Consider the following 21,649-nt stretch of genomic DNA (forward strand, 5'->3'; position numbering starts at 1 on the left):
ACGACCACGAGCCTTACCCCGGGCAGGTCGGCCAGCGCGGCGAGCCGCTCGACCTGCTTCTCCGCGGCGAGCCGCCCGACGTAGCCGACGAGCATCTCGCCCCGCGGGGCGAGCTCACGGCGCAGCGCGGCGGCCGCCGACCCGCCGTCGTCGTGCTCGGCGAGGGGCCGGAACCGGGAGGTGTCCACCCCGCGGCCCCAGCGGTGCACCCGCGGTACCCCGTGCGACTCGAGGGCCTCGACCGCCCAGGCCGACGGGGCGAGGGTGCGGTCGGCGCGGGCGTGGAGCCGGCGCGTCCAGCGCCAGGCCGCGCGGGCGGTGAGGCCGACGCCGTACGACGCGGCGAACCCGGCGACGTCGGTCTGGTAGACGGCGACGGTGGGCACGTCGATCCGGCGCGCCGCCGTGATCGCGCGGGCGCCCAGGACGAACGGGGACGCGAGGTGCACGACGTCGGGGCGGTACTCCTCGAGGGTCGCGCGCACCGCGGGGGTGGGGACACCGACCGGCAGGGAGTCGACCACGGAGAGGTCGAGGGCGGGCACCCGGATCACGGGAACGCCGTCGACCTCGCCCGGTCCCGCTCCGGGGGCGAGGACGAGGGCTTCGTGGCCCTGCCTGCGGAGGTGGGCGATCACCTGCAGGACGGAGTTGGTGACCCCGTTGACCTGCGGCAGGAAGGACTCGGTCACGACCGCGACGCGCACCAGGTGACCGTTGCCGGTGTGAGGTCCCTGTTGCCGACGACGACGTGACCTCCGGCGGAACCCTCTCCCAACAGCAAGCGCCCTGACCCTGTTATCAATTCGTTATTCATCACCGTCCGTGTCGTGATCGGCATCAACGTCCGGCGCACACCGATCCCCGTCCGGCCGTTGCCAGGGTTCGGTGACCGTGTGCAGTCGAATCGGTCGCATTGGACTGGTCCGTCCGGGGATCTTCGTTTGACACGGTCCCGTCTCGGACGCCCTACTGATCTCCGAGCGCCGCATCGACCGGTACGGGCGGCGCGCGACCGTCAGGGCCCGGAGGTGCCGCGCGTGAGCGAGCTGCCGCGGTGGCACCCGTCGGCCGCCCCGGCCGGTGTGGCCGGGCGTGCGTGCGCGGAGACCGCGACGGCGCCTGCAGCGAGAGCGTTCGCGGCGGTGCCCACCCAGGCCGCGGCCCCCGCCGGCATCGGCCCCTCGAGGCAGGTTCCCACCGCGCCGACCGCTCCGTCCCCGCCCGCGGAGTCGCCCCCGGCCGCCGCGGCCGAGGAGTTCGAGCGCCCGAGCTCGGCCCGCGTGTACGACTACCTGCTCGGCGGGGCCGCCCACGGCGCCGTCGACCGCGAACTGGGCGACCGGCTCAAGCGTTCCCAGCCGGGCGTCGTCGAGCTCGCGCGCGAGAACCGCGCCTTCCTGCGGCGCGCGGTGCGGTTCCTGCTCGCCGCCGGGATCGAGCAGTTCCTCGACCTCGGCTCCGGCGTCCCCACGATGGGCAACGTCCACGAGGTGATCGCCCGCAGCCGCTCGGGGGCACGCGTCGCGTACACCGACGTCGACTCCATCGCCGCGCTGCACGGCCAGCACCTGCTCGCCGCGCTGCCGACCGCGACCTACACCGCGGTGGACGTCGAGGACGTCGAGACCGTGCTGTCCTCACCGGGCGTCGCCGGCCTGCTCGACCTGCGCCGACCCGTCGGGCTGCTCGCGTTCTCCGTGCTCCAGCACGTGCGCGACGACGCCGCGGGGCTCGTCGGCGACTACCTGGCCCGGTTGGCCCCCGGCAGCGCGCTGGCGCTGTCCCACTTCACCGGCGACGACCCCCGGACCGGCCCCACGATCGAGGCCGAGGTCGTGGCCTATCCACGGGCCGCGCCCCGGGCCCGGTCGCACGCGGAGGTGACGACCCTGGTCGCGGGCGTGGATCTCGTGGACCCTGGGATCGCGTGGGCCGACGAGTGGCGCCCCGAGCCGGGCCGGCCCGCCGGTGTCGCCGAGGCCCGGGGCCACTGGGCCGCGGTCGGGTTCCGTCGCTAATCCCCGCTCGGCTCGGGTCTCGGTGCCGTCATCGCTCCGTTCGGCGTAGCTCTCGAATCCCGTGCGCTGCTCCGTTCGCCGCTAAACGCGCCCGCTGCTCCACTCACCGCGACATTCCGCGCCATGGTCGTCACTTGAGGTGACGGAAGGTCTCGGTTCGATTACGGTCTCTTCTCGCCGGTCCGCTCCCCACGCTTCCGGCCCGAGTACCCCGACTCGACTGGAGCCGATTGATGTCTGGCCGCCACCGCAAGCCCACCACGCTCGCCGAGACCACCGGCAGCCTCGCCCTCGCGAGCCTCAAGGTCGGGGTCGTCGCCGCGACGGTCACCGCGCCGGTCGCCCTCGCGGGCACCGCGATGGCCGCGCCGAGCTCCGACGCCTCGCCGCAGAGCAACGCCACCTGGGACCGCCTCGCCAAGTGCGAGTCGACCAACAACTGGGACGCGGACACCGGCAACGGCTTCAAGGGCGGCCTGCAGTTCACCCCGTCGACCTGGAAGCGCTTCGGCGGCACGCAGTACGCGTCGACCCCCGACCAGGCCTCGCGTGAGCAGCAGATCGCGGTGGCCAAGAAGGTCCAGAACGAGCAGGGCTGGAAGGCCTGGCCGACCTGCACCAAGAAGCTCGGCTACGACGACTGAGTCCCGCCCCGCAGAATGACCCGGTGACTGCAGACGTCGTCGTCGTCGGTGCCGGGCTCGCCGGACTCGTCGCCACGGCCGAGCTCGCCGACGCCGGACGCCGGGTGATCCTGCTCGACCAGGAACCCGAGGCGTCCTTCGGCGGGCAGGCCTGGTGGTCGTTCGGCGGGCTGTTCCTCGTCGACACCCCCGAGCAGCGCCGGCTGCGCATCCACGACTCGCTCGACCTCGCGTGGTCGGACTGGCAGGGCTCCGCCCAGTTCGACGACGCCGGGGACGAGTGGGGGCGTCGCTGGGCCCGCGCCTACGTGGAGTGGGCGGCGGACGGGAAGCGCGCCTGGCTGCGGGAGCAGGGCATCCGGTTCTTCCCCGTCGTCGGCTGGGCCGAACGCGGCTCGGGGACCCCCACCGGCCACGGGAACTCCGTCCCGCGCTTCCACATCGTCTGGGGCACCGGCCCCGGCATCGTCGAGCCGTTCGCCCGGCGAGTGCGGACCGCGGTCGCGCAGGGCCGGGTCGAGCTGCGGTTCCGCCACCGGGTGGACCGGGTCACGACGACGGCGGGTGCGGTCACCGGGGTGTCCGGCGCCGTCCTCGAACCGAGCGACGTCAGCCGCGGCCAGTCCAGCTCCCGGCTCGAGGTCGAGCCCTTCGCCGTCGAGGCCGACGCGGTCGTCGTCACCTCCGGCGGGATCGGCGGGGACCACGAAGCCGTCCGGAAGCACTGGCCCCCCCGCCTCGGCACCCCGCCCGAACACATGATCACCGGGGTCCCGGCCCACGTCGACGGCCGCATGATCGGGATCGCGGAGTCCGCGGGCGGCGCCGTGGTGCACCGCGACCGCATGTGGCACTACACCGAGGGGATCGTCAACCACTCCCCCGTCTGGCCGAGCCACGGGATCCGGATCCTGCCCGGGCCGTCGTCGCTGTGGTTCGACGCCGTCGGCCGACGGCTCCCCGGCCCCCTCTACCCGGGCTTCGACACCCTCGGCACCCTCGCCCACATCCGCACGACCGGGCACGACCACACGTGGTTCGTCACCACCCAGCGCATCCTGGAGAAGGAGTTCGCGCTCTCCGGCTCCGAGCAGAACCCCGACCTCACCGGACGCGACATCAGCCTCACCCTGCAGCGCGGCCGCCCCGGCCCGACGGGTCCGGTCGCGGAGTTCCAGCGCCGCGGCGAGGACTTCGTGGCGGCGACGACCCTGCGCGAGCTGGTCGAGAAGATGAACGCGCTGACCCCGGAGCCGCTGCTGCGCTTCTCCGACGTCGAGCGCGAGGTCACCGCCCGCGACCGCGAGCTCGCCAACCCCTACGGCAAGGACCTCCAGCTCGCCGCGATCCGGTCGGCCCGGAACTACCTCGGCGACAAGCTGACCCGGGTGGCGGCGCCCCACCGGCTGCTCGATCCCGCCGCGGGCCCGCTGGTCGGGGTGAAGCTGCACGTCCTGACGCGCAAGACGCTCGGCGGCCTGCACACCGACCTGTCCGGGCGCGTCCTCGGTGGTGACGGCGAGCCGGTACCGGGCCTGTACGCCGCGGGAGAGGCGGCCGGCTTCGGCGGCGGCGGGGTCCACGGCTACCGGTCGCTCGAGGGGACCTTCCTCGGCGGCTGCCTGTTCAGCGGACGGCAGGTGGCCCGCGGGCTGTCGTGACCGGGGGAGTCAGTTGCGGGCGCACTCGTAGGTCGACGGCACCTCCGGGCCGTGGTCGACCACCTCGAAGTCGTCGACGGTCAGGGCCGCGAACGACTGCGCCTCGATGCCCAGGTCGGCCCACTTCGCGCGGGTGGTCCGGTCGGCGCTCTGCGGCCCGCCGGCGTGCGTGGCCGGCGGGACGTAGACCCCGGCCTTCATCCGGTCGTTCGGCAGGATGAACCGCAGCGCGTGGTCGATCCGGCCCGACGCCACCTCGTCGGCGGTCGGGGTCAGCGCGGCGATCGGGAAGCCCGCCGCGTCGGCGCTGGTGCACTGCGGTCCCCGGAGCTGGTCGGTGTAGGCCGTGTCGAGGTCCCAGACGACGAACGCTCCCGCGGCGAGCCCGTCGCCGGCCCGGGTGCCCTGGTAGAGCTCGTAGAGTCGCCGCGCCGCGGTGTCGGCGACCAGCAGGTGGCAGTCCTGCGAGGCCACGTCGCAGGTCAGATCCGTCGACCCCTCGATGGTGGCGCCCTCCGGGACGGGCATCTCGGCCGGGACCGCGTCGCAGTCGGGCCCGCCGGAGCAGTAGTTCTCGGCCGGGGTCACGGGCATCCGGGGGGTCCCCGCGTCGGCGGTGAGGACCGGCATCGCGAAGTCGGCCTGCAGGACGTTGCCGTTGCCCCATCCCCCGGCCCGGGTCAGTGCCGCGAGGACGTCGGCGGTCCACGGCTGGGTGCCCCCGAAGAGCCCGCCGGTCCGCGGCGTCCCGGTCGGCGGCGGGGACGACGGGGCGGGCCGGGACGGTCCGAACGGCGTGGCGCGGCCGGCGAGTGGACCCCCATGGCTTCCGCCGCAGCCCCCAGGGTCCACTCGGCCGGGGACCTGGCCGGGCCCGAGTCCGAGTGGACCCCCATGGCTACTGCCGCAGCCCCCAGGGTCCACTCGACAATGTCCGACAGGCTCTATAGCCCCCGAAAGTGCTCACGAGCGCGACGCGCACCTCTCGGCGTCCGCCTTCACCGACGCCAGGTTCTTGTGGGCCGAGCGCTTCATCGCCCGCTCCAGGCCCCAGTCCGGCACCGGGACGGTGACCTCCATCGTCGAGGTCATGGTCAGCTCGGTGCCCTCGCCCGACTCGGCGGCCTCGTAGGCGATGACGCTCGACGAGATCAGCCGCCCGCCGTCGCCGGAGCAGGTCAGCGTCACCGAGGAGTCGGTGTAGGCCACGTCGTACGTCGCGGACGTCGTGAACCCGACCGCGCCGAGGGTGACCTTGATGCTCGAGACGCGGCCCTCCGCGTCGTGCGCCCGGACATCGGCGCCCTTCGCCTCGTTGGCCCAGCGATCGGGGTTCTCCAGGTCGGCGACGATGCCGATCACGATCGGCACCGGCGCGGCGATGGCGATCGTTTCCTTCACGGGTCCGGCCATGGTGCTCATGTACCCACCCGGGGCCCGGTCACCCGTGACGAACCGGTCACGCTCCCTCGGGCATCGCTCCGTCGTAGGCCATCCGGCTGTCCTCGGACTCCTCGACCGGCTTCCCGGTCAGCGCGATCCCGGCGCGCAGCGCGGACGCCGCGTCGAGCACCGCGTCGCGCGCCGCGGGGACGAGGCCGGCGAACCCTGCGTAGCCGTGGACGAGCCCCGGGAACCGGTGGGCAACGGCAGGGACCCCGGCCCGGCGCAGCGCCGCGACCAGCTCCTCGCCCTCGTCACGCAGCGGGTCGAACCCGGCCGTCGCGACGTAGGCCGGGGGCATGACACCGAGGTCGTCGGCGTCGAGCAGCGCCGTCGGACGGATCGGGTCGAGGCCCTCGGGCAGGTACAGCCCCTCGAACCACTCGACGTCCTGGGTGCGCAGGCCGAACCCGTCGGCGAACAGCACCCGTGAGCCACCCTGCCGCCCGGCGTCGGTGACCGGGTAGAGCGCGAGCACGAACTCCGCGGTCGCCTCGCCGCGGCGGGCGAGCTGGTGGGCGGAGGTGAGCGCGAGGTTCGCGCCCGCCGAGTCACCGCCGACCGCGATCGCGCCCGCCCGGAACTCGGCGCGGTGCGCGACGACGTGGCGCAATGCGGCGACGGCGTCGGAGAGCCCGGCCGGGAACGGGTGCTCGGGAGCGAGGCGGTACTCCACCGAGAGCACCCGCGCGCCGGCCTGCTGCGCGAGCGCCCGGCACAGCGGGTCGCCGGAGACGACGCTGCCGAGCGCGAAGCCGCCGCCGTGGAAGAACACCAGCAGCCCGGAGGTGGACCCGGCGAGGTCGTCGGGCTCGTAGAGGCGGGCGTCGAGGACACCGGGCACTTCGCGGGTCGAGCCGACCGGGACCGGGATCGACACGGCGCGGCTGGCGACCCCCCGGGTGACCTCGGCGAGCCCGGAGGCCGCCTCGTCGGTGAGCCGCCGCTGGTCGACCAGCGGGGGAGCCTCACCGGGACCCGCGGTCAGGGTCAACAGCCGCAGGATCATCTGGACGTCGAGATCGAGGACCTGACCGTCGCGCTCGACACGGCGGCCGGCGATCGCGCGCTTGACGGGCCGCGGGAGCCCGACGAGCGCCCGGAACGCACGGCGCAGGATCGGGAACTTCACTCGTACCACCCTAGGAGGGCGATCTCGGTGCGGCCCGACCGGTCGACCCGGATCCCCCGGGACGGCGGCCGAGGACGGTGACCTCGGAGCGCTCGTCGCCGAGTCGCTGGTCGAACGACACCGCGGCGACGTTGTCCGTATGCGCCATGAGCTGCAGTTTCGGCGAGCTCGGCGATCGTCATGCCCGCCGATCATGCCCGACGACGCGAGCCGATATCGGGAGGCGCCCCCGCGCGGCCCGGGTCATGCTGCGGCCATGCCCGACCCACCCGTGCTGCTCGGCACCCGCACCCGGCTGCGGCCCTGGCGCGCCGACGACGCCGAGGCGATCTTCCGGGCCTGCCAGGACCCGGACACCCAGCGGTTCACGACGGTGCCCTCGCCCTACCGCCGCGAGGACGCGGACTGGTTCCTCGCCCACCACGTCCACGACGTCGCGGCCGAGGGCGGGGCATCGTTCTGCGTCGAGGGGATCGACGAGCCCGGGACGGTGGCCGCGAGCATGGCGCTGCTGCACGTCCGCGACGGGCTCGGGGAGATCGGCTACTGGGGTGCCCCGTGGGCGCGGGGCCGCGGGTTCGTCACCGACGCGCTCGGCGTGGTCGTCGCCTGGGCGTTCGGCGAGGGGGTCGCCGAGACCCTGGAGCTGACGATCGAGCCCGCGAACGCCCTGAGCCGGGCGGTCGCGCGCCGGGCCGGGTTCGTCGAGGACCACGTCGACCCGGCCCGCGCGCTGCGCGACGGCTCGGTCCGCGAGCTGGTGGTGTACCGCCTGGACCGCGAGTCGGCGCCGGAGTCAGCGATGCGGCACCGCTGACGCCGGACGTCAGTAACTCCACATCCTCGACCGGCCCTACAGCGCCACGGCCCCGCTCACGCCGACCACCGACCCACACCTGGCCGTCCGCGTGCTCCACGAACCCAGCGGGGTCAGTGGACGGTGTCGACCGGGAGGGACCCGCGCGAGAGCACCGTCCGGATCGCGAACGTCGACCGGGCGTCGGTGACGGAGTCGATGGCGAGCACGTGGTCGAGCAGCATCGACTCGTAGTCGGCGAGATCGGCCACGACCGCCTCGACGAGGAAGTCGGCCTCACCGCTGACGACGTGACAGGCGACCACCGCCGGGATGGCCGTCAGCGCGTCCTCGATGGCGCGGGAGGTCGCCCGTGAGTGCTGCTCGACGCGGAGCGAGATGAACACCGTCAGCCCGAGCCCGAGCCGCCTGCGGTCGAGCTCGGCGCGGTACCCGGCGATGAAGCCCGCCGCCTCGAGCGCCTTGGTGCGGCGCAGGCACGACGACGGCGACAGCGACACCCGCTCGGCCAGTTCGACGTTCGACAACCGGCCCTCCCGCTGCAGGATGACCAGGATGGCGCGATCGGTCTTGTCATAGAGCTCGTCCGGCACGATGTGCAGCCTACCGACACTCCGGTGACGGTTCGTTGCACCGATACCCCGAAAGCGCGGCATCATCGGCAGCGCGTGCGGAGCCGCTCGCGGCAGCCTTCACGGCATGGCGGAAGGCTCCACACCCACCCTCTCGACCCCCGGCGCGGTGACCCTCTACGTCGGCGCCCTGCTCGGCCCGAGCGTGCTCCTGCTGCCGGGTCTCGCAGCCGGGATCGCGGGCCCGGCGTCGATCGTCGCGTGGCTCGGCCTGCTGATCCTTTCCGGCCTGCTCGCGACCGTGTTCAGCGCGCTGGGCCGCCGCCACCCGGGGCGAGCCGGCGCGGCGGGCTTCGCCGGGGCGGCGTTCGGCCCCGCGGCGGAGCGGGCCGTGGCGGCCTGCTTCCTCGGCGGGGTCGTGCTCGGGGCACCGGTGGTGTGCCTGATCGGCGCGGCCTACCTGACCCCGCTGACCGGCGGCGGCCCCGGGACCACGGTCGAGATCGCGGCGGGGCTGCTCCTGGTGGTCGTGGCCCTGACGGTGGCGGGCGCGCGGGCCTCGGCAGCCGTCCAGATCGGCCTCGTCGGGGTTCTGGTGACCCTGCTCGTCGTCGCGGTCGCGGCGTCGGCCCCGCACGCCCGGGCCGGGCACTGGGTGCCGTTCGCCCCGCACGGCACCTCGGCGATCGGGACGGCGAGCTCGGTGCTGATGCTCTCCTTCGTCGGCTGGGAGGCGATCGCCCCGATGACCGCGCGGCTGCGGGAGCCCGGGCGGCAGCTGCCGCGGGTGATCGGGGCGGCCTTCCTGATCACCTCGGCGATCTACCTGGCCACGGCCGGTGCGACGATCGCCGTGCTCGGCCCGTGGGCCGGGAGTGCGACACCGATCGCGGATCTGCTGCGGGTCGGGATCGGCCCGATCGGTGCGGTCACCGCGGGGATCGCCGCCGTCGCGCTCACTCTGGCCGCGACCAACGCCTACCTCACCGGCGCCGCGGAGATGGTCGACTCCCTCGCGGCAGGGACCGGCGCCCGCCGTCGTCGGTACGGACTTCCCCTCGGCGTGGCCGGCCTCGGGACCGTCATGCTCGCCCTGACCGGGGCGGGGTGGCTCGACACCGCCGATCTCGTGGCCTTCCCGACGACGATGTTCCTGGCGGTCTACGTCGTGGCCACCGCCGCCGGTGTCCGCCTGCTCTCCGGGAGGGCCCGCGTCGCGGCTGCGGTCTCGTGTGTCGCGGCCGGCGTCGTGCTCGCCCAGAGCGGACCCGTCCTGGTGGTCCCGGTGCTCGTCGTCGGCGGGGTCCTCGCGATGCGGTGGTTCCGGGCGGCGCGGGTAACCCCGGCCGATGAGCAACGTCGACGGGGACCTGGAAGCCGCGATCACCGACCTGCTCGATCAGCGCGGCGCCGGCAAGACGATCTGCCCGTCGGAGGCGGCGCGGCGGGTCGACCCGCAGGACTGGCGCGATCTCATGGAGCCTGCGCGGCACGCCGCCCGGCGGCTCGTGGACGCGGGTGAGGTGGAGATGACCCAGCAGGGCCGGGTGGTCGATCCGGCGACGGCGACGGGGCCGGTGCGGCTCCGCCGCTCGTGAGCATGGCCGGAGGCCACCTACTGGGTGCGCGCGTACGCCCCGCGGTGGAAAACCAACGGGAGGACCTCCGCCTCGGCCGCGAGGTCGTGCACCGCGCCGACGACGATCAGGTGGTCACCCCCGTCGTGGCAGGCGTGCAGGGTGCAGTCGATCCAGGCGGTCGCCCCGGCCAGGATCGGGGAGCCCAGCGGTGAGGGCGACCACTCGACGCCCGCGAACTTGTCGGTCCCGGACTTCGCGAACGTCGTGGACAGCTCGCCCTGGTCCTCGGCGAGCACGTTGACGCAGAACTGCCCGGTCGCCTCGATCTTCGGCCAGGACGACGAGTTCCGCCCGGGCAGGATCAGCACCAGCGGCGGGTCGAGCGAGAGCGACGAGAACGACTGACAGGTGAACCCGGCCGGGGCGCCCTCGTCGATGCCGGTCACGATCGTCACGCCCGACGGGAAGTGCCCGAGCACCGAGCGCATCGTCGTGGGATCCGTGCCCGTCATGCGTCTCCTCCTCGATCGTGCCGCGGCCGCCCGCACGCTAGGCGTTCCCGACGACGGCGGCCACGTCACCGTGGCGTGCGCCGCAACGGCGGGGAGCACCCGCGCCCGTATCCTCCCGCGCGTGGATCCGGCCCCTCGTTCCGGTCGCGGCCGCACCAAGGACCGCGGCAAGGACGAGGCCGTCCTCGACGCGACCGTCCGCCTCCTCGCGACCGAGGGCGTCGCGCGCATGTCGATGGACCGGGTCGCGGCGGCCGCGGGCGTGTCCAAGGTGACCGTGTACTCGCGGTGGCCGAGCAAGGGCGAGCTCATCGGGGCCGCGCTCGCGCACCTGCGCCTGGGCCGGGTCCCGGAGCCGGTCGGCGAGGTCCGGGCCGACCTGATCGCGCTGCTCACCGCGATGCGCGAGCAGTACACCGAGGTCGGCGCGATGAGCATTCTCGGTACCTGCCTGGCCGACGAGCCGGGCTCCGGCGAGCTGCTCTCGATCGTGCGCGAGGCCACGCTGCTGCCCCGCCGGGCGCTGTTCGCCGAGGTGCTGCGCGCCGGGGTCGAGCGCGGCGAACTACGGGCCGGGCTCGACGTCGAGGCGGCGACCAGCCTCGTCGTCGGGACCCTCTACGCCGACCACCTCGCCGGGCGGGTCACGACGGGACCGGACTGGCCCGGCGCCGTCGTCGACCTCGCGCTGCGCGGGCTGGGCTGATCAGGAGACGCGGACCCCGAGACGCTGCGACGCGAGCCGCGCGCCTTCCGCCATCGCGTCGAACTTCGCCCGCATCACCGTCGGGTGGACCTCGGGGCGGTAGGTCGCCTGCGAGGAGAACCCGCAGTCGGCCCCGGCCATCACGCGCTCCGGGCCGACGAGCCGCGCGAACCGCTCCAGGCGCTCCGCGATCAGCTCCGGGTGCTCGACGATGTTCGACGCGTGCGTGATCACCCCGGGGATCAGCACCTTGTCCTGGGGCAGCGCCACGGACTCCCACAGGTGGTACTCGTGCTCGTGGCGGGCGTTGGCGGCCTCGAACGAGTAATAGCGGGCGTCCACGGCGAGCACGAGATCGATCACGTCGGCGAGCGGGACGTCGAAGACCCGCGGGCCCTCGTTGATCGAGTAGCAGGTGTGGAAGCGGACCTTCTCCGACGGGATGCCGCGCAGGGCGTGGTTGATCGCCTCGACGTACATCCGGCCGCGGCGCTCGCGGGTGCGCTCGTCGTAGCCGTGGAAGCTGTAGATCTCGGTGAGGAACGGGTCGTCGACCTGGAGGAGGAACCCGGCGTCGACGATCGCCCGGTACTCGACGTTCATCGCGTCGGCGACCGCGACGTAGTACTCCTCCTCGGAGGCGTAGTACTCGTTGACGCCGACGCCGCTCGGGGCGATCGAGGGGACGAACGCGTCCGCCCGGTCGTCGCCCACGGCGGCGGCCAGGTTCGCCAGATCGCGGCGCAGGGCGGACTCGCCCTGGTAGACCAGCGGGCCGGTGCACACGACGGGTTCGACGGTGCCGACCGTCCCGCCCATCATCGCCGCCGCGAAGTACTGCTCGTAGTACTCCGGGAACGCCTCCTGCTCGGCGGCGAAGCTGTAGACGGTCTCGGCGCCGGGCCGACGCTCCAGGCCGCCGAGACGTTCGGTGACGTAGCTGAAGAACCCGAGCTTGCCCATCTCGCCGTCGGTGACGACGTCGATCCCGTGCTCGCGCTGCGCGGTCACGATCCCGGCGACGGCGTCCCGGGTGGCGGTCTCGAGCACCTCGTCGGCCACCGCCTCGCCCTTCTGGCGTGCGGCGAGCAGGTCGAGCAGGGGCGTCGGGCGGGGCAGACTCCCGACGTGCGTGGTGCGGATGCGGTGGGCGTCGTGACCGACCGAGCTCACGGGTCCTCCCGGATGGAACTCCTGTACTGATGAGTTCAGGTGAACGGTAGCGCCCGGGCCACGACCGTTCATGACGTCCTGCATCTCAATCGTGCTGGATTCCGTGCTTTCTCCTCACGGATGAGCTGTGTCACGCTCGTGACGCTGTTCGACGAGGAGCGGAGTTGGTCGTGGAGACAATCGTCCTGATCACCGGAGCCTGGCACGGCGGCTGGAGCTGGCGGCCGGTCGCGACGCGCCTGCGCGCGGCGGGGCACCGGGTGCTCACCCCGACGCTGCCGGGCATGGACCTCGGCGACGACCCGCGCGGGATCACCCTCACCGACTCCTGCGACGCCGTCGTCGACCTCGTCGAGCGCGAGGACCTCACCGACGTGACGCTGCTCGGCCACAGCTGGGGCGGCTACGTGGTCTCCGGCGCGGCGCCCCGGGTGGCCCCCCGCCTGAAGCGCACCGTGTTCTGGAGCGCCTTCGTCCCCCACGACGGCGAGTCGCTCATGGATGCCGTCCCGCCGCACTACGCCGAGCTGTTCACCGCCCAGGCCGCGGCGAGCGGTGACGCGAACACCGTGTCGCTCCCCTTCGAGGTCTGGGCCGGCGCGTTCATGCAGGACGCGAGCGAGGACGCTCAGCGCGCGGTGTTCGGCCTGCTCGCCCCGCAGCCGATGGGGACCTTCTCCGAGGCGCCGAACCAGAAGCCGTTCTTCGACCTGCAGGTGCCCAGCGTCTACATCCGCGCCACCGAGGACGTCGCGTTGCCGCCCGGCGAGTGGGGCTGGGACCGCTTCCCCGGCCGGCTGCACGACGCGGTCGTCCTCGACACCCCGGGCAGCCACGAGGCCAACTTCACCCGACCCGCCGAGCTGGCCGACGCGATACTGCGGGCGGTCTCGCCGTGAATGGCGGCCGGACGCGCGTCGCCGTCGTCGGGGCGGGCATCGGCGGGCTCACCCTCGGGATCGCCCTGCAACGGGCCGGGGTCACGGTCGACCTGTACGAGCGCGCCGACGAGCTCCGGGAGGTGGGTGCGGCCGTCGCGCTGTCGGCCAACGGCACCCGCGAGCTGTACCGGCTCGGGGTCGGCGAGGCCCTGGACGCCGTCTCGACCCAGCCGACCGAGCTGATCTACCGCGACGGGCGCACCGCCGAGCGGATCGCCGCGCACACCGGCGGTGCGGACTACCGCGCCCGCTTCGGTGCGCCCTACTGGGGCATCCACCGCGTCGACCTGCAGCAGACGCTCGCCGCCGCTGCTGACCCGGCCCACCTGCACCTCGGCCGGGTCGTCACCGCGGTGAGCGACCAGGGCGACGGCGCGACGATCACCTTCCACGACGGGTCCACGGTGACCGCCGACGTCGTCGTCGGGGCCGACGGCGTGCACTCGGTGGTCCGCGACGCGGTCTGCGGCCCGGGCAACGGCCCGGTCTACTCCGGCTCGAGCGCGTTCCGTGGGCTCGTCAAGCGTTCCGACCTGCCCTCGCTCCCCGACCCGCTCGCGATCCAGTTCTGGGCCGGGCCGCACGCGCACCTGCTGCACTACCCCATGGGCGGCGAGGCCCGCGGCGACGACACCGTCAACTTCTTCGCCGTGCTCTGCGGACCCGAGCGGTGGTCGGGCGGGAACGTCGAGGTGCCCGACGGCGAACTGTTGGCCGGCTTCGAGGGCTGGCACCCGGCCGTCCGGGAGATGCTCGCGGCGGTGCCGCAGAGCCCCCGGTGGCCGCTGCTCTCGCAGCCGCCACTGAGCCGCTGGACCCGCGGCCGCGTCGTGCTCATCGGCGACGCCTGCCACGCGATGCTGCCCCACCACGGACAGGGCGCGAACCAGTCGATCGAGGACGCCGTCGTGCTGGCCGACCTGCTGGCCGCCACCGATCCGGACACGGCCCTGGCCACCTATCCCCGAGGACGCCGCGCGCGCACCCGCGCCGTGGCCCGCAGCGCCTGGGACACCGGGACGCTCCTGCACCTTCCCGACGACGACGTCGCGGGGCTCGCCGAGCGCGACGCGCGCTTCAAGAGCTATCTCGACGCCAACGCCTGGGTCCACGAATACGCCGCCGCCACCACCGCAGAGGACGTCGCATGACCACCACCGACCAGTCCGCCTCCGCCACATCCCCTTCGGATGCCGCCACCGCCGGCTCGCACGCCACCGAGATCGCCCGCTCCGGCGCGGCGACCTTCCGCTCGGGGGGCAGCGGCGTCGACCAGCAGCGGGCCGCGACCGTGATCGGCGCCGCCCTCGAGGGCATCCGCTCCGCGATCCGCGAGAACAAGGTCAGCTACGAGGAGTTCGACGCCTTCAAGCGCTGGCTCATCGGGGTCTCCGACACCGGCGAATGGCCGCTGTTCCTCGACGTCTACCTCGAGTTCGAGGTCGAGAAGGTCGCCGCGCAGACCCAGGACGGCTCGGTCGGCACCATCCTCGGACCGTTCTGGCTCGACGGCCAGGTCCAGCTCGACTCGCCGGCCACCCTGCCGATGCGCGACGACGAGCCCGGCACGCCGATGATCCTGGCCGGCCAGGTCACCGCCACCGACGGCACACCGCTGGCCGGCGCGAAGGTCGACATCTGGCATACCGACGAGGAGGGCTGGTACTCCGGCTTCGCCGCCAAGCCCCCGGCCGGGAACCTGCGCGGCGTGGTCACCGCCGACGACCAGGGCCGCTACGAGATCCACACCCGCAAGCCCGCCCCATACACGATCCCGCTCGACGGCCCGACCGGGCAGATGACCCTGGCCGCCGGGTGGAGCCCCTGGCGCCCCGCCCACATCCACCTGCTGGTGACCGCACCCGGGCACCGGACGCTCACGACGCAGCTGTTCTTCACCGGGGACCCCTACCTGGGCAACGACGTCGCGTCGGCCGACAAGCCCGAGCTGACCCTCGACCCGCAGCCCACCGGCAACGGTGCCGAGGTGCGCTCGGACCGCGACTTCGTGCTGGAGTCGGAGCAGGCCTGACGTGGAACTCCGGCAGCTGCGCTACTTCGTGACGGTCGCGAGGACGCGGCACTTCGGGCGGGCGGCCGAACAGCTGCACATCGCCGGGTCGCCGCTCTCCCAGGCGATCCGGCAGCTGGAGTCGCACCTCGGCACGCCGCTGTTCGAGCGGACCACGCGCCGAGTCGACCTCACCCCCGCGGGGGAGGCGCTGCTGCCGGAGGCCGTCCGCATCCTCGAGTCGGTGGGGGCCGCCCGCGAGCAGGTCTCGCGGGTGGCCGCCGGCGATCTCGGCCGGCTGCGGATCGGGTCGACGGCGCTGGCGACCTACCGTCACGTCCCGGAGCTCGTCCGGCGGCTCGGCGACGAGCTGCCGGGCCTGGCGTTGCGCTTCCGGACCGAGATGCTCACCCCGGCGCTGGAAGCCGCGCTGACCGACCACCGCATCGACCTCGCCGTCCTGCGCCCGCCCGTGGGCGACGACGACGCCATCGCCACCCGGGTGCTCGCCCGGGAGCGCCTGGTGCTCGCGGTCCCTCCAGCGTGGGACGGGCCGGGCGGGGGCTCGGCGGACACGGTGGCGCTCGGCGACCTCGCCGACGAGGAGTTCGTCGTGTACTCCGCGCCGGGCTCCGTGGTCGGCGCCGCCGCGGACCGGGCCTGCCGCGGGGCGGGCTTCGTGCCGCGGCGCACCCACGAGGCCGACCAGACCTCGATCGTGCTCGCCCTGGTCGCCGCGGGCCTCGGGGTGGCGCTGCTGCCGGAGTCCGTGCTCGCCGTGACCGTCGACGGCGTGCGCTACCGCGAGCTGGCCGACTGCGACGTCACCGCGGACGTCGCCCTGGCCTGGCGACGCGAGGATCCTTCCCCCGTCCTCGAGAAGGCCCTCGCCGTCCTGGGCCGCACCGAGAGGACCCCATGAAGATCGGACCCGGATGAAGATCCACACAGTCGAGGCGATCCCGCTCGCGATCCCGTACCGACGCCCGTTCGGCTTCGCCAGCGGGCGGGTGACCGCCGCTGACCACGTCCTCGTGCGGATCACGACCGACGACGGGCTCGTCGGGCACGGCGAGGCCCCGCCCCGGCCCTACACCTACGGCGAGACGGCGGCCTCGATCGTCGCCGCCGTCCGTGACCTGTTCGCCCCGGTGCTCGTCGGCGCCGACCCGTTCGCCCGCGAGCGCATCCGCGCCGACCTCGAGCGCACCGTCGCCAACAACGCCGCCAAGGGCGCGATCGACGTCGCGCTCTGGGACCTCGTCGGGCAGGCCTGCGGACAGCCGGTGCACGTACTGCTCGGGCACGCCGCCGACGACGTCCGCGCCGCCCACATGATCGGGCTCGGGACGCAGGCGGAGATGATCGCCGACGCGGTCGAGATGCGCGACGACCACGGCGTGGACGCCTTCAAGATCAAGGTCGGCCGCGAGCTGGGCGTCGACATGGCCGCGGTGGCGGCGCTGCGCGCGGAGCTGGGCGAGCACGTCGAGCTCTACGCCGACGCGAACCGCGGCTGGGACGCCGACACCGCGATCGTCGCCTCGCGGCGCCTCGCCGACCACGGCGTGTCCATGCTCGAGGAGCCCAACCCGGCCGCGGACGTGCTCGGCCGCCGGCGCATCGTCGCGGCCAGCCCGATCCCCGTCGTCGGCGACGAGTCGACGATCACCCTGGGCGGCGTCGCCCGCTCCCTGCTCGACGGGGACGCGGAGGCGATCAGCGTCAAGGTCGCGCGCACCGGGTTCACCGACTCCGCGAAGATCGTCGGGCTCTGCGAGGGGCTCGGGGTGACCACGGTGATCGGGAACCAGATCGACGGGATGCTCAGCACGGTGGCGTCGGTGGCCCTCGGGTGCGGGCTGCGCGCGCTCGCCCGCCACCCCGTCGAGGTCACCAACTACCTGCTCATGACCGACGACGTGCTCGCCGAGCCGCCGGTGATCGCCGACGGCCGCGTGGCCGCCCGGCAGGAACCCGGCCTCGGCGTGACGATCGATCCCGACAAGCTGGCGCGCTACCGCGTCGACTGAGCCTGCTGGAAGCGTCAGAAAAGTCCCTTTCCTGACACTGAACGTCTGAGAACCGTCGTCGATCACGGAGGACCCAGTGCAGTTCCTCGTCCGCATGGACGTCCGCCTGCCCCACGACATGCCGCAGGACGTCGCCGACGACCTCCGCGCCCGGGAGAAGGCGCGCGCCCACGAGATCCAGCGCGCCGGGAAGTGGCCGGAGCTCTGGCGGGTCGTGGGCCGGTACGCGAACGTGAGCCGGTTCGACGTCGCGTCCGGTGACGAGCTGCACGAGCTGCTGTCCAGCCTGCCGCTCTTCCCCTACATGGACGTCGAGGTGACCGCGCTGACCCGGCACCCGTCGAAGCTCGACCCGTGAGCCACTGCCGATCACCGGAAGGCCCGTGTCGTTCGGGCCCCACATGGGAGAGGGTGGAGACGTGCGTCTGACCGTGACCGACGAGGGCCCTCGCGACGGGGCCACGCCGCTGGTCCTGCTCTGTTCCCTCGGCTCCACGGGCGGGATGTGGGCGCCGCAGCGCGAGGAGCTCGCGGACCGGATGCGGGTCATCACGATGGACACCCGCGGCCACGGCGGGTCGCCGGTGCCCGACGGTCCCTACACCGTCGACGAGCTCGCCGGCGACGTCCTCGACACCCTCGACGACCTCGGCGTCGCCCGCGCCGGGTTCGCCGGGGTGTCCCTCGGCGGCGCCATGAGCCAGGCCATCGCCCTGCGCGCGCCGGACCGGGTGACCTCGCTGGCCCTCGTCTGCACCTCGGCCCGGTTCGGCGACCCGGAGCCGTGGCAGGACCGCGCCGCCACCGTGCGCGCGGGTGGCAGCGAGGCGGTCGCCGACGCCGTCGTGGCGCGGTGGTTCACCGACGACATGAACGACACAGCGCCGAGCACGATCAGGACCATGCGGTCGATGATCGCCGCGACCCCCGCCGAGGGCTACGCCGCCTGCTGCGAGGCCATCGCCGGGTGGGACTCGCGGGCCGAGCTGGGCCGCATCGCCGCGCCGACGCTGGTGATCTCCGGCGCCGAGGACCCGGCGACACCTCCGGAGCACGGTGAGCTGCTGGCCGCCGGTATCCCGGGCGCGCGGTTCGAGGTGGTCGCCGACGCGGCCCACCTCGCCTCCTACCAGCGGCCCGAGATCGTGACCGCACTGCTGGCCGAGCACGTGAAGGGCTCGAGCTCGAGCCCATGAAGGGACAGGGATGAGTCAGATCGACAAGGTGTGGGCGTCGGCCGACGAGGCGGTGGCCGACATCTCGAACGGGGCGTCGCTGGCCGTCGGGGGCTTCGGCCTCTCCGGCGTGCCGATCGTGCTGATCGATGCGCTCAACCGGACCGACGTCGGTGACCTGAAGGTCGCGTCGAACAACTGCGGCGTCGACGGCTGGGGGCTCGGTGTGCTGCTCGAGCAGCACCGCATCTCCCGGGTGACCGCGTCCTACATCGGCGAGAACAAGGAGTTCGCCCGCCAGTACCTCGGCGGCGAGATCGAGGTCGAGCTCAACCCGCAGGGCACCCTCGCCGAGCGGCTGCGCGCCGCGGGCACCGGCATCCCCGGCTTCTACACCCCCGCGGGTGTCGGGACCATGATCGCCGACGGCGGGCTGCCGTGGCGCTACGACGCCGAGGGCACCGTCATCGCGACCTCCCCGGCCAAGGAGGTCCGCGAGTTCGAGGTGACCCAGCCCGACGGCTCGAAGGTGCGCAAGCCCTACGTGCTCGAGCAGGCCCTCGACATCGACGTCTCGCTTATCCGCGCGGCGAAGGGCGACCGGCACGGCAACCTGGTGTTCAACAAGTCCTCGCAGAACTTCAACCCGCTGTGCGCGATGGCGGGCCGGCTCGCGATCGCCGAGGTGGAGGAGCTCGTCGAGCCCGGCGAGATCGAGCCCGACCAGGTCCACCTGCCCGGCATCTTCGTCCACCGCGTGGTCGCGCTGACCGCCGACGAGGTCGCCCGCAAGCACATCGAGAAGCGCACGACCCAGGAGACGATGAACAAGTGAGCCTCACCCGCGAGCAGATGGCCGCCCGCGCGGCCCGCGAGCTCCACGACGGTTCCTACGTCAACCTCGGGATCGGGCTGCCGACCCTCGTGCCCAACTACGTGCCCGAGGGCGTGGGCATGGTGCTGCACTCGGAGAACGGGCTGCTCGGCGTCGGGCCCTACCCCTACGACGCCGACGTCGACCCGGACCTGATCAACGCGGGCAAGGAGACGGTGACGACGCTGCCGGGCGCGTCGTTCTTCGACTCCGCGCTCTCCTTCGGGATGATCCGCGGCGGCAAGGTCGACACCGCGATCCTCGGCGCGATGCAGGTCTCGCAGACCGGCGACATCGCCAACTGGATGATCCCCGGGAAGATGGTCAAGGGCATGGGCGGCGCGATGGACCTCGTCCACGGCGCGAAGACCGTCATCGTGCTCATGGAGCACACCGCCAAGGACGGCGCCCACAAGATCGTCGAGAAGTGCGACCTCCCGTTGACCGGTCAGGGCGTGGTCCAGCGGATCATCACCGACATCGCGGTCATCGACGTCACCGACGCCGGGCTCGTGCTGCGCGAGCTCGCCGACGGCGTCACCGAGGACGAGGTCCGCGAGAAGACCGGCGCGGAGCTCACCAGCGCGCTGGGCTGACCCCCACCCCGTCCGAACGAACGACTCGTTCGTGCACATAGAAGCCACGAACGAGTCGTTCGTTCGGAGGGGGGCGTGCGCGAACGGCGGCCGGGCCTACGCCACGCGGAGCACCACCATGCGGGCACTGACGTCCGCGGCCTTGCGGTAGTCGACGACGTCGGTGGACACGATCTCCACCATCGCCATCTGCGCGAGCCGGTCCACCTCGGCGCGGTAGCCGCCGGAGTCCCAGATGTCGTCGAGCACCGTCGCGACGATCGTCCCGCCCGGCCGGGCGAGCCGGACGAACTCGCCGAACGCCCCGGGCCCCACATGCCCGTGGGTCAGCGTCCCGACGCACACGACGACGTCGTAGGAATCCGCCGCCACGGGGAGCGGGCGCGAGAGATCCGCGGGGGCCAGCCGACGGTAGACCCCGGTCGCCTTCGCCTTCTCCAGCATCCCGGGAGAGAGATCGACCCCGTCGATCGCCGCCGCCCCGCGATCCGCGAGCGCCACGCCGACCAGCCCGGTGCCGCACCCGGCGTCGAGGATCTCGCCGTCGACCCCGGCCACCCGCGCCACCGTCTCGGCGGCCACCGCCGGGCCGACGTAGCCCTGGGTCTCGTCGGTCAGCTCGGTGTCGTAGGTGTCGGCCCACTCGTCGTAGAGCACCCGGGCCTCGTCCGCGTCGGACAGGGCATAGGCGCGCTCGAGGAGCGGGTTGCCCGCGGTGTTGGTCTCGCGCGCGTCGGCGGAGGCGCCGCCGGCGCTGCTGCCGGGGGTCGAGGTGTCGGCCATGGCCCCATCTTCGCCCACCCGGGCCGTTCGCGGTCGATCAGCCCGGGAAGGTGCCCGCCCGGGGGAGCAGGGCGGGGACCCGGTAGCCGAGCTGATCGGAGAGGAACCCGGCGATCGGGAGGAGCGCGGCGAGGTCCAGCCCGGTCGGCACCCCCATGCGCTCGAGCAGGTAGACGAGGTCCTCGGTGGCGATGTTGCCCGTCGCGGCCGGCGCGAACGGGCACCCGCCGATCCCGCCGTTGGAGGCATCCAGCCAGTCCACCCCCCACTCCAGCGCCGCCACCGCGTTGGCGAACCCGGTGTTGCGGGTGTTGTGGAAGTGCGCCCGCATGATCGCCTCCGGCGCCACCGACCGGACCCCGTCGAGCAGGGAGCGGACCTGGGTCGGGACCCCGACCCCGATGGTGTCCGCGATCGCGATCTCCTGCGCGCCCGCGGCCGCCGACCGGCGCGCGACCTCGATCACCCGGGCCGGGTCCACCTCGCCGTCGAACGGGCAGCCGAACGAGGTCGCGATCGTCACCGTCGCGAACAGCCCGGTTGACGCGGCCTCGGCCAGGACCTCCTCGGCGACCGCGGTGAGCGCGTCGGTGGTGGAGTTCTGGTTGGCCTTGGCGAACCCGTCCGAGGCCGGCACCACGACGTTGACCTCGTCCACCCCCGCCGCGACGGCCCGGTCGAACCCGCGGCGGTTGAGGACCAGCCCGATGTGCGAGACCCCCTCGGGGCGCGGCACCCGCTCCATCACCGCCTCGGCGTCGGCCATCGCCGGGACCAGCTTCGGGTGCACGAACGACGCCGACTCGATCCGCCGCGCGCCGGCGCCGATCGCCTGGGTGATCAGCTCGACCTTCGCGTCGGTCTCCAGCACGGCCCGCTCGTTCTGCAGGCCGTCCCGCGGACTGACCTCGACGATGCCTTCCATCGGACGTCCTTCCTGTCGTCGACCCCGCCCGGAGACGATAGTGCCGCTGC

General features: G+C 73.5%; 25 protein-coding genes and 1 pseudogene. 16 read left to right on the forward strand and 10 right to left on the reverse strand.

Features of this window, described 5'->3' with window-relative positions:
* Positions 1-707, reverse strand: a 707-nt coding sequence (locus VGI02_RS05820) for a glycosyltransferase (RefSeq protein ID WP_331626331.1), incomplete at its 3' end; no start/stop codon positions are given.
* Positions 708-1,040: 333 nt separating this feature from the next.
* Between VGI02_RS05820 and VGI02_RS05825 the strand changes: the two genes are divergently transcribed.
* The 3 genes from VGI02_RS05825 to VGI02_RS05835 all read left to right on the forward strand — a co-directional run bounded on the left by VGI02_RS05825 (position 1,041) and on the right by VGI02_RS05835 (position 4,326).
* Positions 1,041-2,021, forward strand: a complete 981-nt coding sequence (locus VGI02_RS05825) for an SAM-dependent methyltransferase (protein WP_331626332.1) — start codon at positions 1,041-1,043, stop codon at positions 2,019-2,021.
* A 233-nt stretch (positions 2,022-2,254) separates the two neighbouring features.
* The gene (locus VGI02_RS05830; RefSeq protein WP_331626333.1) at positions 2,255-2,665 is read left to right on the forward strand and encodes a transglycosylase family protein; all 411 of its coding nucleotides are present in this window, start codon (positions 2,255-2,257) and stop codon (positions 2,663-2,665) included.
* Positions 2,666-2,688: 23 nt separating this feature from the next.
* Positions 2,689-4,326, forward strand: a complete 1,638-nt coding sequence (locus VGI02_RS05835; RefSeq protein WP_331626334.1) for an FAD-binding dehydrogenase — start codon at positions 2,689-2,691, stop codon at positions 4,324-4,326.
* 9 nt (positions 4,327-4,335) lie between these two features.
* Here VGI02_RS05835 and VGI02_RS05840 read toward each other — a convergent pair whose 3' ends face one another.
* From VGI02_RS05840 to VGI02_RS05855, 4 genes are all read right to left on the reverse strand, one after another.
* Positions 4,336-5,178 carry a hypothetical protein gene (locus tag VGI02_RS05840; RefSeq protein WP_331626335.1) on the reverse strand — a complete coding sequence of 281 codons (843 nt, stop codon included), beginning with the start codon at positions 5,176-5,178 and terminating at the stop codon, positions 4,336-4,338.
* Positions 5,179-5,289: 111 nt separating this feature from the next.
* Positions 5,290-5,727: an SRPBCC family protein gene (locus tag VGI02_RS05845; RefSeq protein ID WP_331626336.1), complete on the reverse strand. Its 438-nt coding sequence runs from the start codon at positions 5,725-5,727 to the stop codon at positions 5,290-5,292.
* Between the two features lie 58 nt (positions 5,728-5,785).
* The gene (locus VGI02_RS05850; RefSeq protein WP_331626337.1) at positions 5,786-6,901 is read right to left on the reverse strand and encodes an alpha/beta hydrolase; all 1,116 of its coding nucleotides are present in this window, start codon (positions 6,899-6,901) and stop codon (positions 5,786-5,788) included.
* 10 nt (positions 6,902-6,911) lie between these two features.
* Positions 6,912-7,049 carry a hypothetical protein gene (locus tag VGI02_RS05855; RefSeq protein ID WP_331626338.1) on the reverse strand — a complete coding sequence of 46 codons (138 nt, stop codon included), beginning with the start codon at positions 7,047-7,049 and terminating at the stop codon, positions 6,912-6,914.
* A gap of 108 nt (positions 7,050-7,157) precedes the next feature.
* Between VGI02_RS05855 and VGI02_RS05860 the strand changes: the two genes are divergently transcribed.
* The gene (locus tag VGI02_RS05860; RefSeq protein ID WP_331626339.1) at positions 7,158-7,718 is read left to right on the forward strand and encodes a GNAT family N-acetyltransferase; all 561 of its coding nucleotides are present in this window, start codon (positions 7,158-7,160) and stop codon (positions 7,716-7,718) included.
* Between the two features lie 113 nt (positions 7,719-7,831).
* On the opposite strand, the gene VGI02_RS05865 is transcribed toward VGI02_RS05860, so the two are convergent.
* Positions 7,832-8,311: an Lrp/AsnC family transcriptional regulator gene (locus tag VGI02_RS05865; protein WP_331626340.1), complete on the reverse strand. Its 480-nt coding sequence runs from the start codon at positions 8,309-8,311 to the stop codon at positions 7,832-7,834.
* Positions 8,312-8,417: 106 nt separating this feature from the next.
* Here VGI02_RS05865 and VGI02_RS05870 point away from each other — a divergent pair.
* Both VGI02_RS05870 and VGI02_RS05875 read left to right on the forward strand, forming a co-directional pair.
* A pseudogene (locus VGI02_RS05870) lies at positions 8,418-9,296 on the forward strand (amino acid permease); the annotation flags it as partial.
* Between the two features lie 343 nt (positions 9,297-9,639).
* Entirely contained in the window at positions 9,640-9,888 is a 249-nt protein-coding gene (locus VGI02_RS05875) for a DUF3253 domain-containing protein (protein WP_331626341.1), read from the forward strand.
* 17 nt (positions 9,889-9,905) lie between these two features.
* Here VGI02_RS05875 and VGI02_RS05880 read toward each other — a convergent pair whose 3' ends face one another.
* Positions 9,906-10,382, reverse strand: a complete 477-nt coding sequence (locus VGI02_RS05880) for a flavin reductase family protein (RefSeq protein ID WP_331626342.1) — start codon at positions 10,380-10,382, stop codon at positions 9,906-9,908.
* A gap of 121 nt (positions 10,383-10,503) precedes the next feature.
* Between VGI02_RS05880 and VGI02_RS05885 the strand changes: the two genes are divergently transcribed.
* The gene (locus VGI02_RS05885; protein WP_331626343.1) at positions 10,504-11,088 is read left to right on the forward strand and encodes a TetR/AcrR family transcriptional regulator; all 585 of its coding nucleotides are present in this window, start codon (positions 10,504-10,506) and stop codon (positions 11,086-11,088) included.
* Here VGI02_RS05885 and VGI02_RS05890 read toward each other — a convergent pair whose 3' ends face one another.
* Entirely contained in the window at positions 11,089-12,261 is a 1,173-nt protein-coding gene (locus VGI02_RS05890) for a cobalamin-independent methionine synthase II family protein (RefSeq protein WP_331626344.1), read from the reverse strand.
* 170 nt (positions 12,262-12,431) lie between these two features.
* On the opposite strand from VGI02_RS05890, the gene VGI02_RS05895 reads away from it, so the two are divergent.
* From VGI02_RS05895 to VGI02_RS05935, 9 genes are all read left to right on the forward strand, one after another.
* On the forward strand, positions 12,432-13,160 hold the full coding sequence (locus tag VGI02_RS05895) for an alpha/beta fold hydrolase (protein WP_331626345.1): 729 nt from the start codon (positions 12,432-12,434) through the stop codon (positions 13,158-13,160).
* A complete protein-coding gene (locus tag VGI02_RS05900) occupies positions 13,157-14,353 on the forward strand; it encodes an FAD-dependent monooxygenase (RefSeq protein WP_331626346.1) in 1,197 nt (398 codons plus the stop codon). The genes VGI02_RS05895 and VGI02_RS05900 overlap by 4 nt, the downstream gene beginning before the upstream one ends.
* Positions 14,350-15,234: a dioxygenase family protein gene (locus VGI02_RS05905; RefSeq protein WP_331626347.1), complete on the forward strand. Its 885-nt coding sequence runs from the start codon at positions 14,350-14,352 to the stop codon at positions 15,232-15,234. The genes VGI02_RS05900 and VGI02_RS05905 overlap by 4 nt, the downstream gene beginning before the upstream one ends.
* Position 15,235: 1 nt before the next feature.
* A complete protein-coding gene (locus tag VGI02_RS05910) occupies positions 15,236-16,135 on the forward strand; it encodes a LysR family transcriptional regulator (protein WP_331626348.1) in 900 nt (299 codons plus the stop codon).
* A 13-nt stretch (positions 16,136-16,148) separates the two neighbouring features.
* Positions 16,149-17,246, forward strand: a complete 1,098-nt coding sequence (locus VGI02_RS05915) for a mandelate racemase/muconate lactonizing enzyme family protein (protein WP_331626349.1) — start codon at positions 16,149-16,151, stop codon at positions 17,244-17,246.
* 76 nt (positions 17,247-17,322) lie between these two features.
* Positions 17,323-17,604 carry a muconolactone Delta-isomerase gene (gene catC, locus VGI02_RS05920; protein WP_331626350.1) on the forward strand — a complete coding sequence of 94 codons (282 nt, stop codon included), beginning with the start codon at positions 17,323-17,325 and terminating at the stop codon, positions 17,602-17,604.
* 61 nt (positions 17,605-17,665) lie between these two features.
* The gene (pcaD, locus tag VGI02_RS05925; protein WP_331626351.1) at positions 17,666-18,442 is read left to right on the forward strand and encodes a 3-oxoadipate enol-lactonase; all 777 of its coding nucleotides are present in this window, start codon (positions 17,666-17,668) and stop codon (positions 18,440-18,442) included.
* A 10-nt stretch (positions 18,443-18,452) separates the two neighbouring features.
* Positions 18,453-19,256: a CoA transferase subunit A gene (locus VGI02_RS05930; RefSeq protein WP_331626352.1), complete on the forward strand. Its 804-nt coding sequence runs from the start codon at positions 18,453-18,455 to the stop codon at positions 19,254-19,256.
* A complete protein-coding gene (locus VGI02_RS05935) occupies positions 19,253-19,891 on the forward strand; it encodes a CoA transferase subunit B (RefSeq protein WP_331626353.1) in 639 nt (212 codons plus the stop codon). The genes VGI02_RS05930 and VGI02_RS05935 overlap by 4 nt, the downstream gene beginning before the upstream one ends.
* A 96-nt stretch (positions 19,892-19,987) precedes the next feature.
* Here the strand turns inward: VGI02_RS05935 and VGI02_RS05940 are convergent, their stop codons facing one another.
* Positions 19,988-20,674 carry a class I SAM-dependent DNA methyltransferase gene (locus tag VGI02_RS05940; RefSeq protein WP_331626354.1) on the reverse strand — a complete coding sequence of 229 codons (687 nt, stop codon included), beginning with the start codon at positions 20,672-20,674 and terminating at the stop codon, positions 19,988-19,990.
* Positions 20,675-20,711: 37 nt separating this feature from the next.
* Positions 20,712-21,599: a hydroxymethylglutaryl-CoA lyase gene (locus tag VGI02_RS05945; protein WP_331626355.1), complete on the reverse strand. Its 888-nt coding sequence runs from the start codon at positions 21,597-21,599 to the stop codon at positions 20,712-20,714.
* Positions 21,600-21,649 lie beyond the last annotated feature (50 nt).

The organism is Actinomycetospora sp., assembly GCF_036497245.1.
Lineage (GTDB): Bacteria > Actinomycetota > Actinomycetes > Mycobacteriales > Pseudonocardiaceae > Actinomycetospora.

Coding starts and splice junctions, on each gene's coding strand:
- VGI02_RS05830 (WP_331626333.1), top strand. CDS start 2,255: ATGTCTGGCCGCCACCGCAAGCCCACCACGCTCGCCGAGACCACCGGC.
- VGI02_RS05855 (WP_331626338.1), bottom strand. CDS start 7,049: ATGGCGCATACGGACAACGTCGCCGCGGTGTCGTTCGACCAGCGACTC.
- VGI02_RS05860 (WP_331626339.1), top strand. CDS start 7,158: ATGCCCGACCCACCCGTGCTGCTCGGCACCCGCACCCGGCTGCGGCCC.
- VGI02_RS05875 (WP_331626341.1), top strand. CDS start 9,640: ATGAGCAACGTCGACGGGGACCTGGAAGCCGCGATCACCGACCTGCTC.
- VGI02_RS05880 (WP_331626342.1), bottom strand. CDS start 10,382: ATGACGGGCACGGATCCCACGACGATGCGCTCGGTGCTCGGGCACTTC.
- VGI02_RS05905 (WP_331626347.1), top strand. CDS start 14,350: ATGACCACCACCGACCAGTCCGCCTCCGCCACATCCCCTTCGGATGCC.
- VGI02_RS05915 (WP_331626349.1), top strand. CDS start 16,149: ATGAAGATCCACACAGTCGAGGCGATCCCGCTCGCGATCCCGTACCGA.
- VGI02_RS05930 (WP_331626352.1), top strand. CDS start 18,453: ATGAGTCAGATCGACAAGGTGTGGGCGTCGGCCGACGAGGCGGTGGCC.
- VGI02_RS05940 (WP_331626354.1), bottom strand. CDS start 20,674: ATGGCCGACACCTCGACCCCCGGCAGCAGCGCCGGCGGCGCCTCCGCC.
- VGI02_RS05945 (WP_331626355.1), bottom strand. CDS start 21,599: ATGGAAGGCATCGTCGAGGTCAGTCCGCGGGACGGCCTGCAGAACGAG.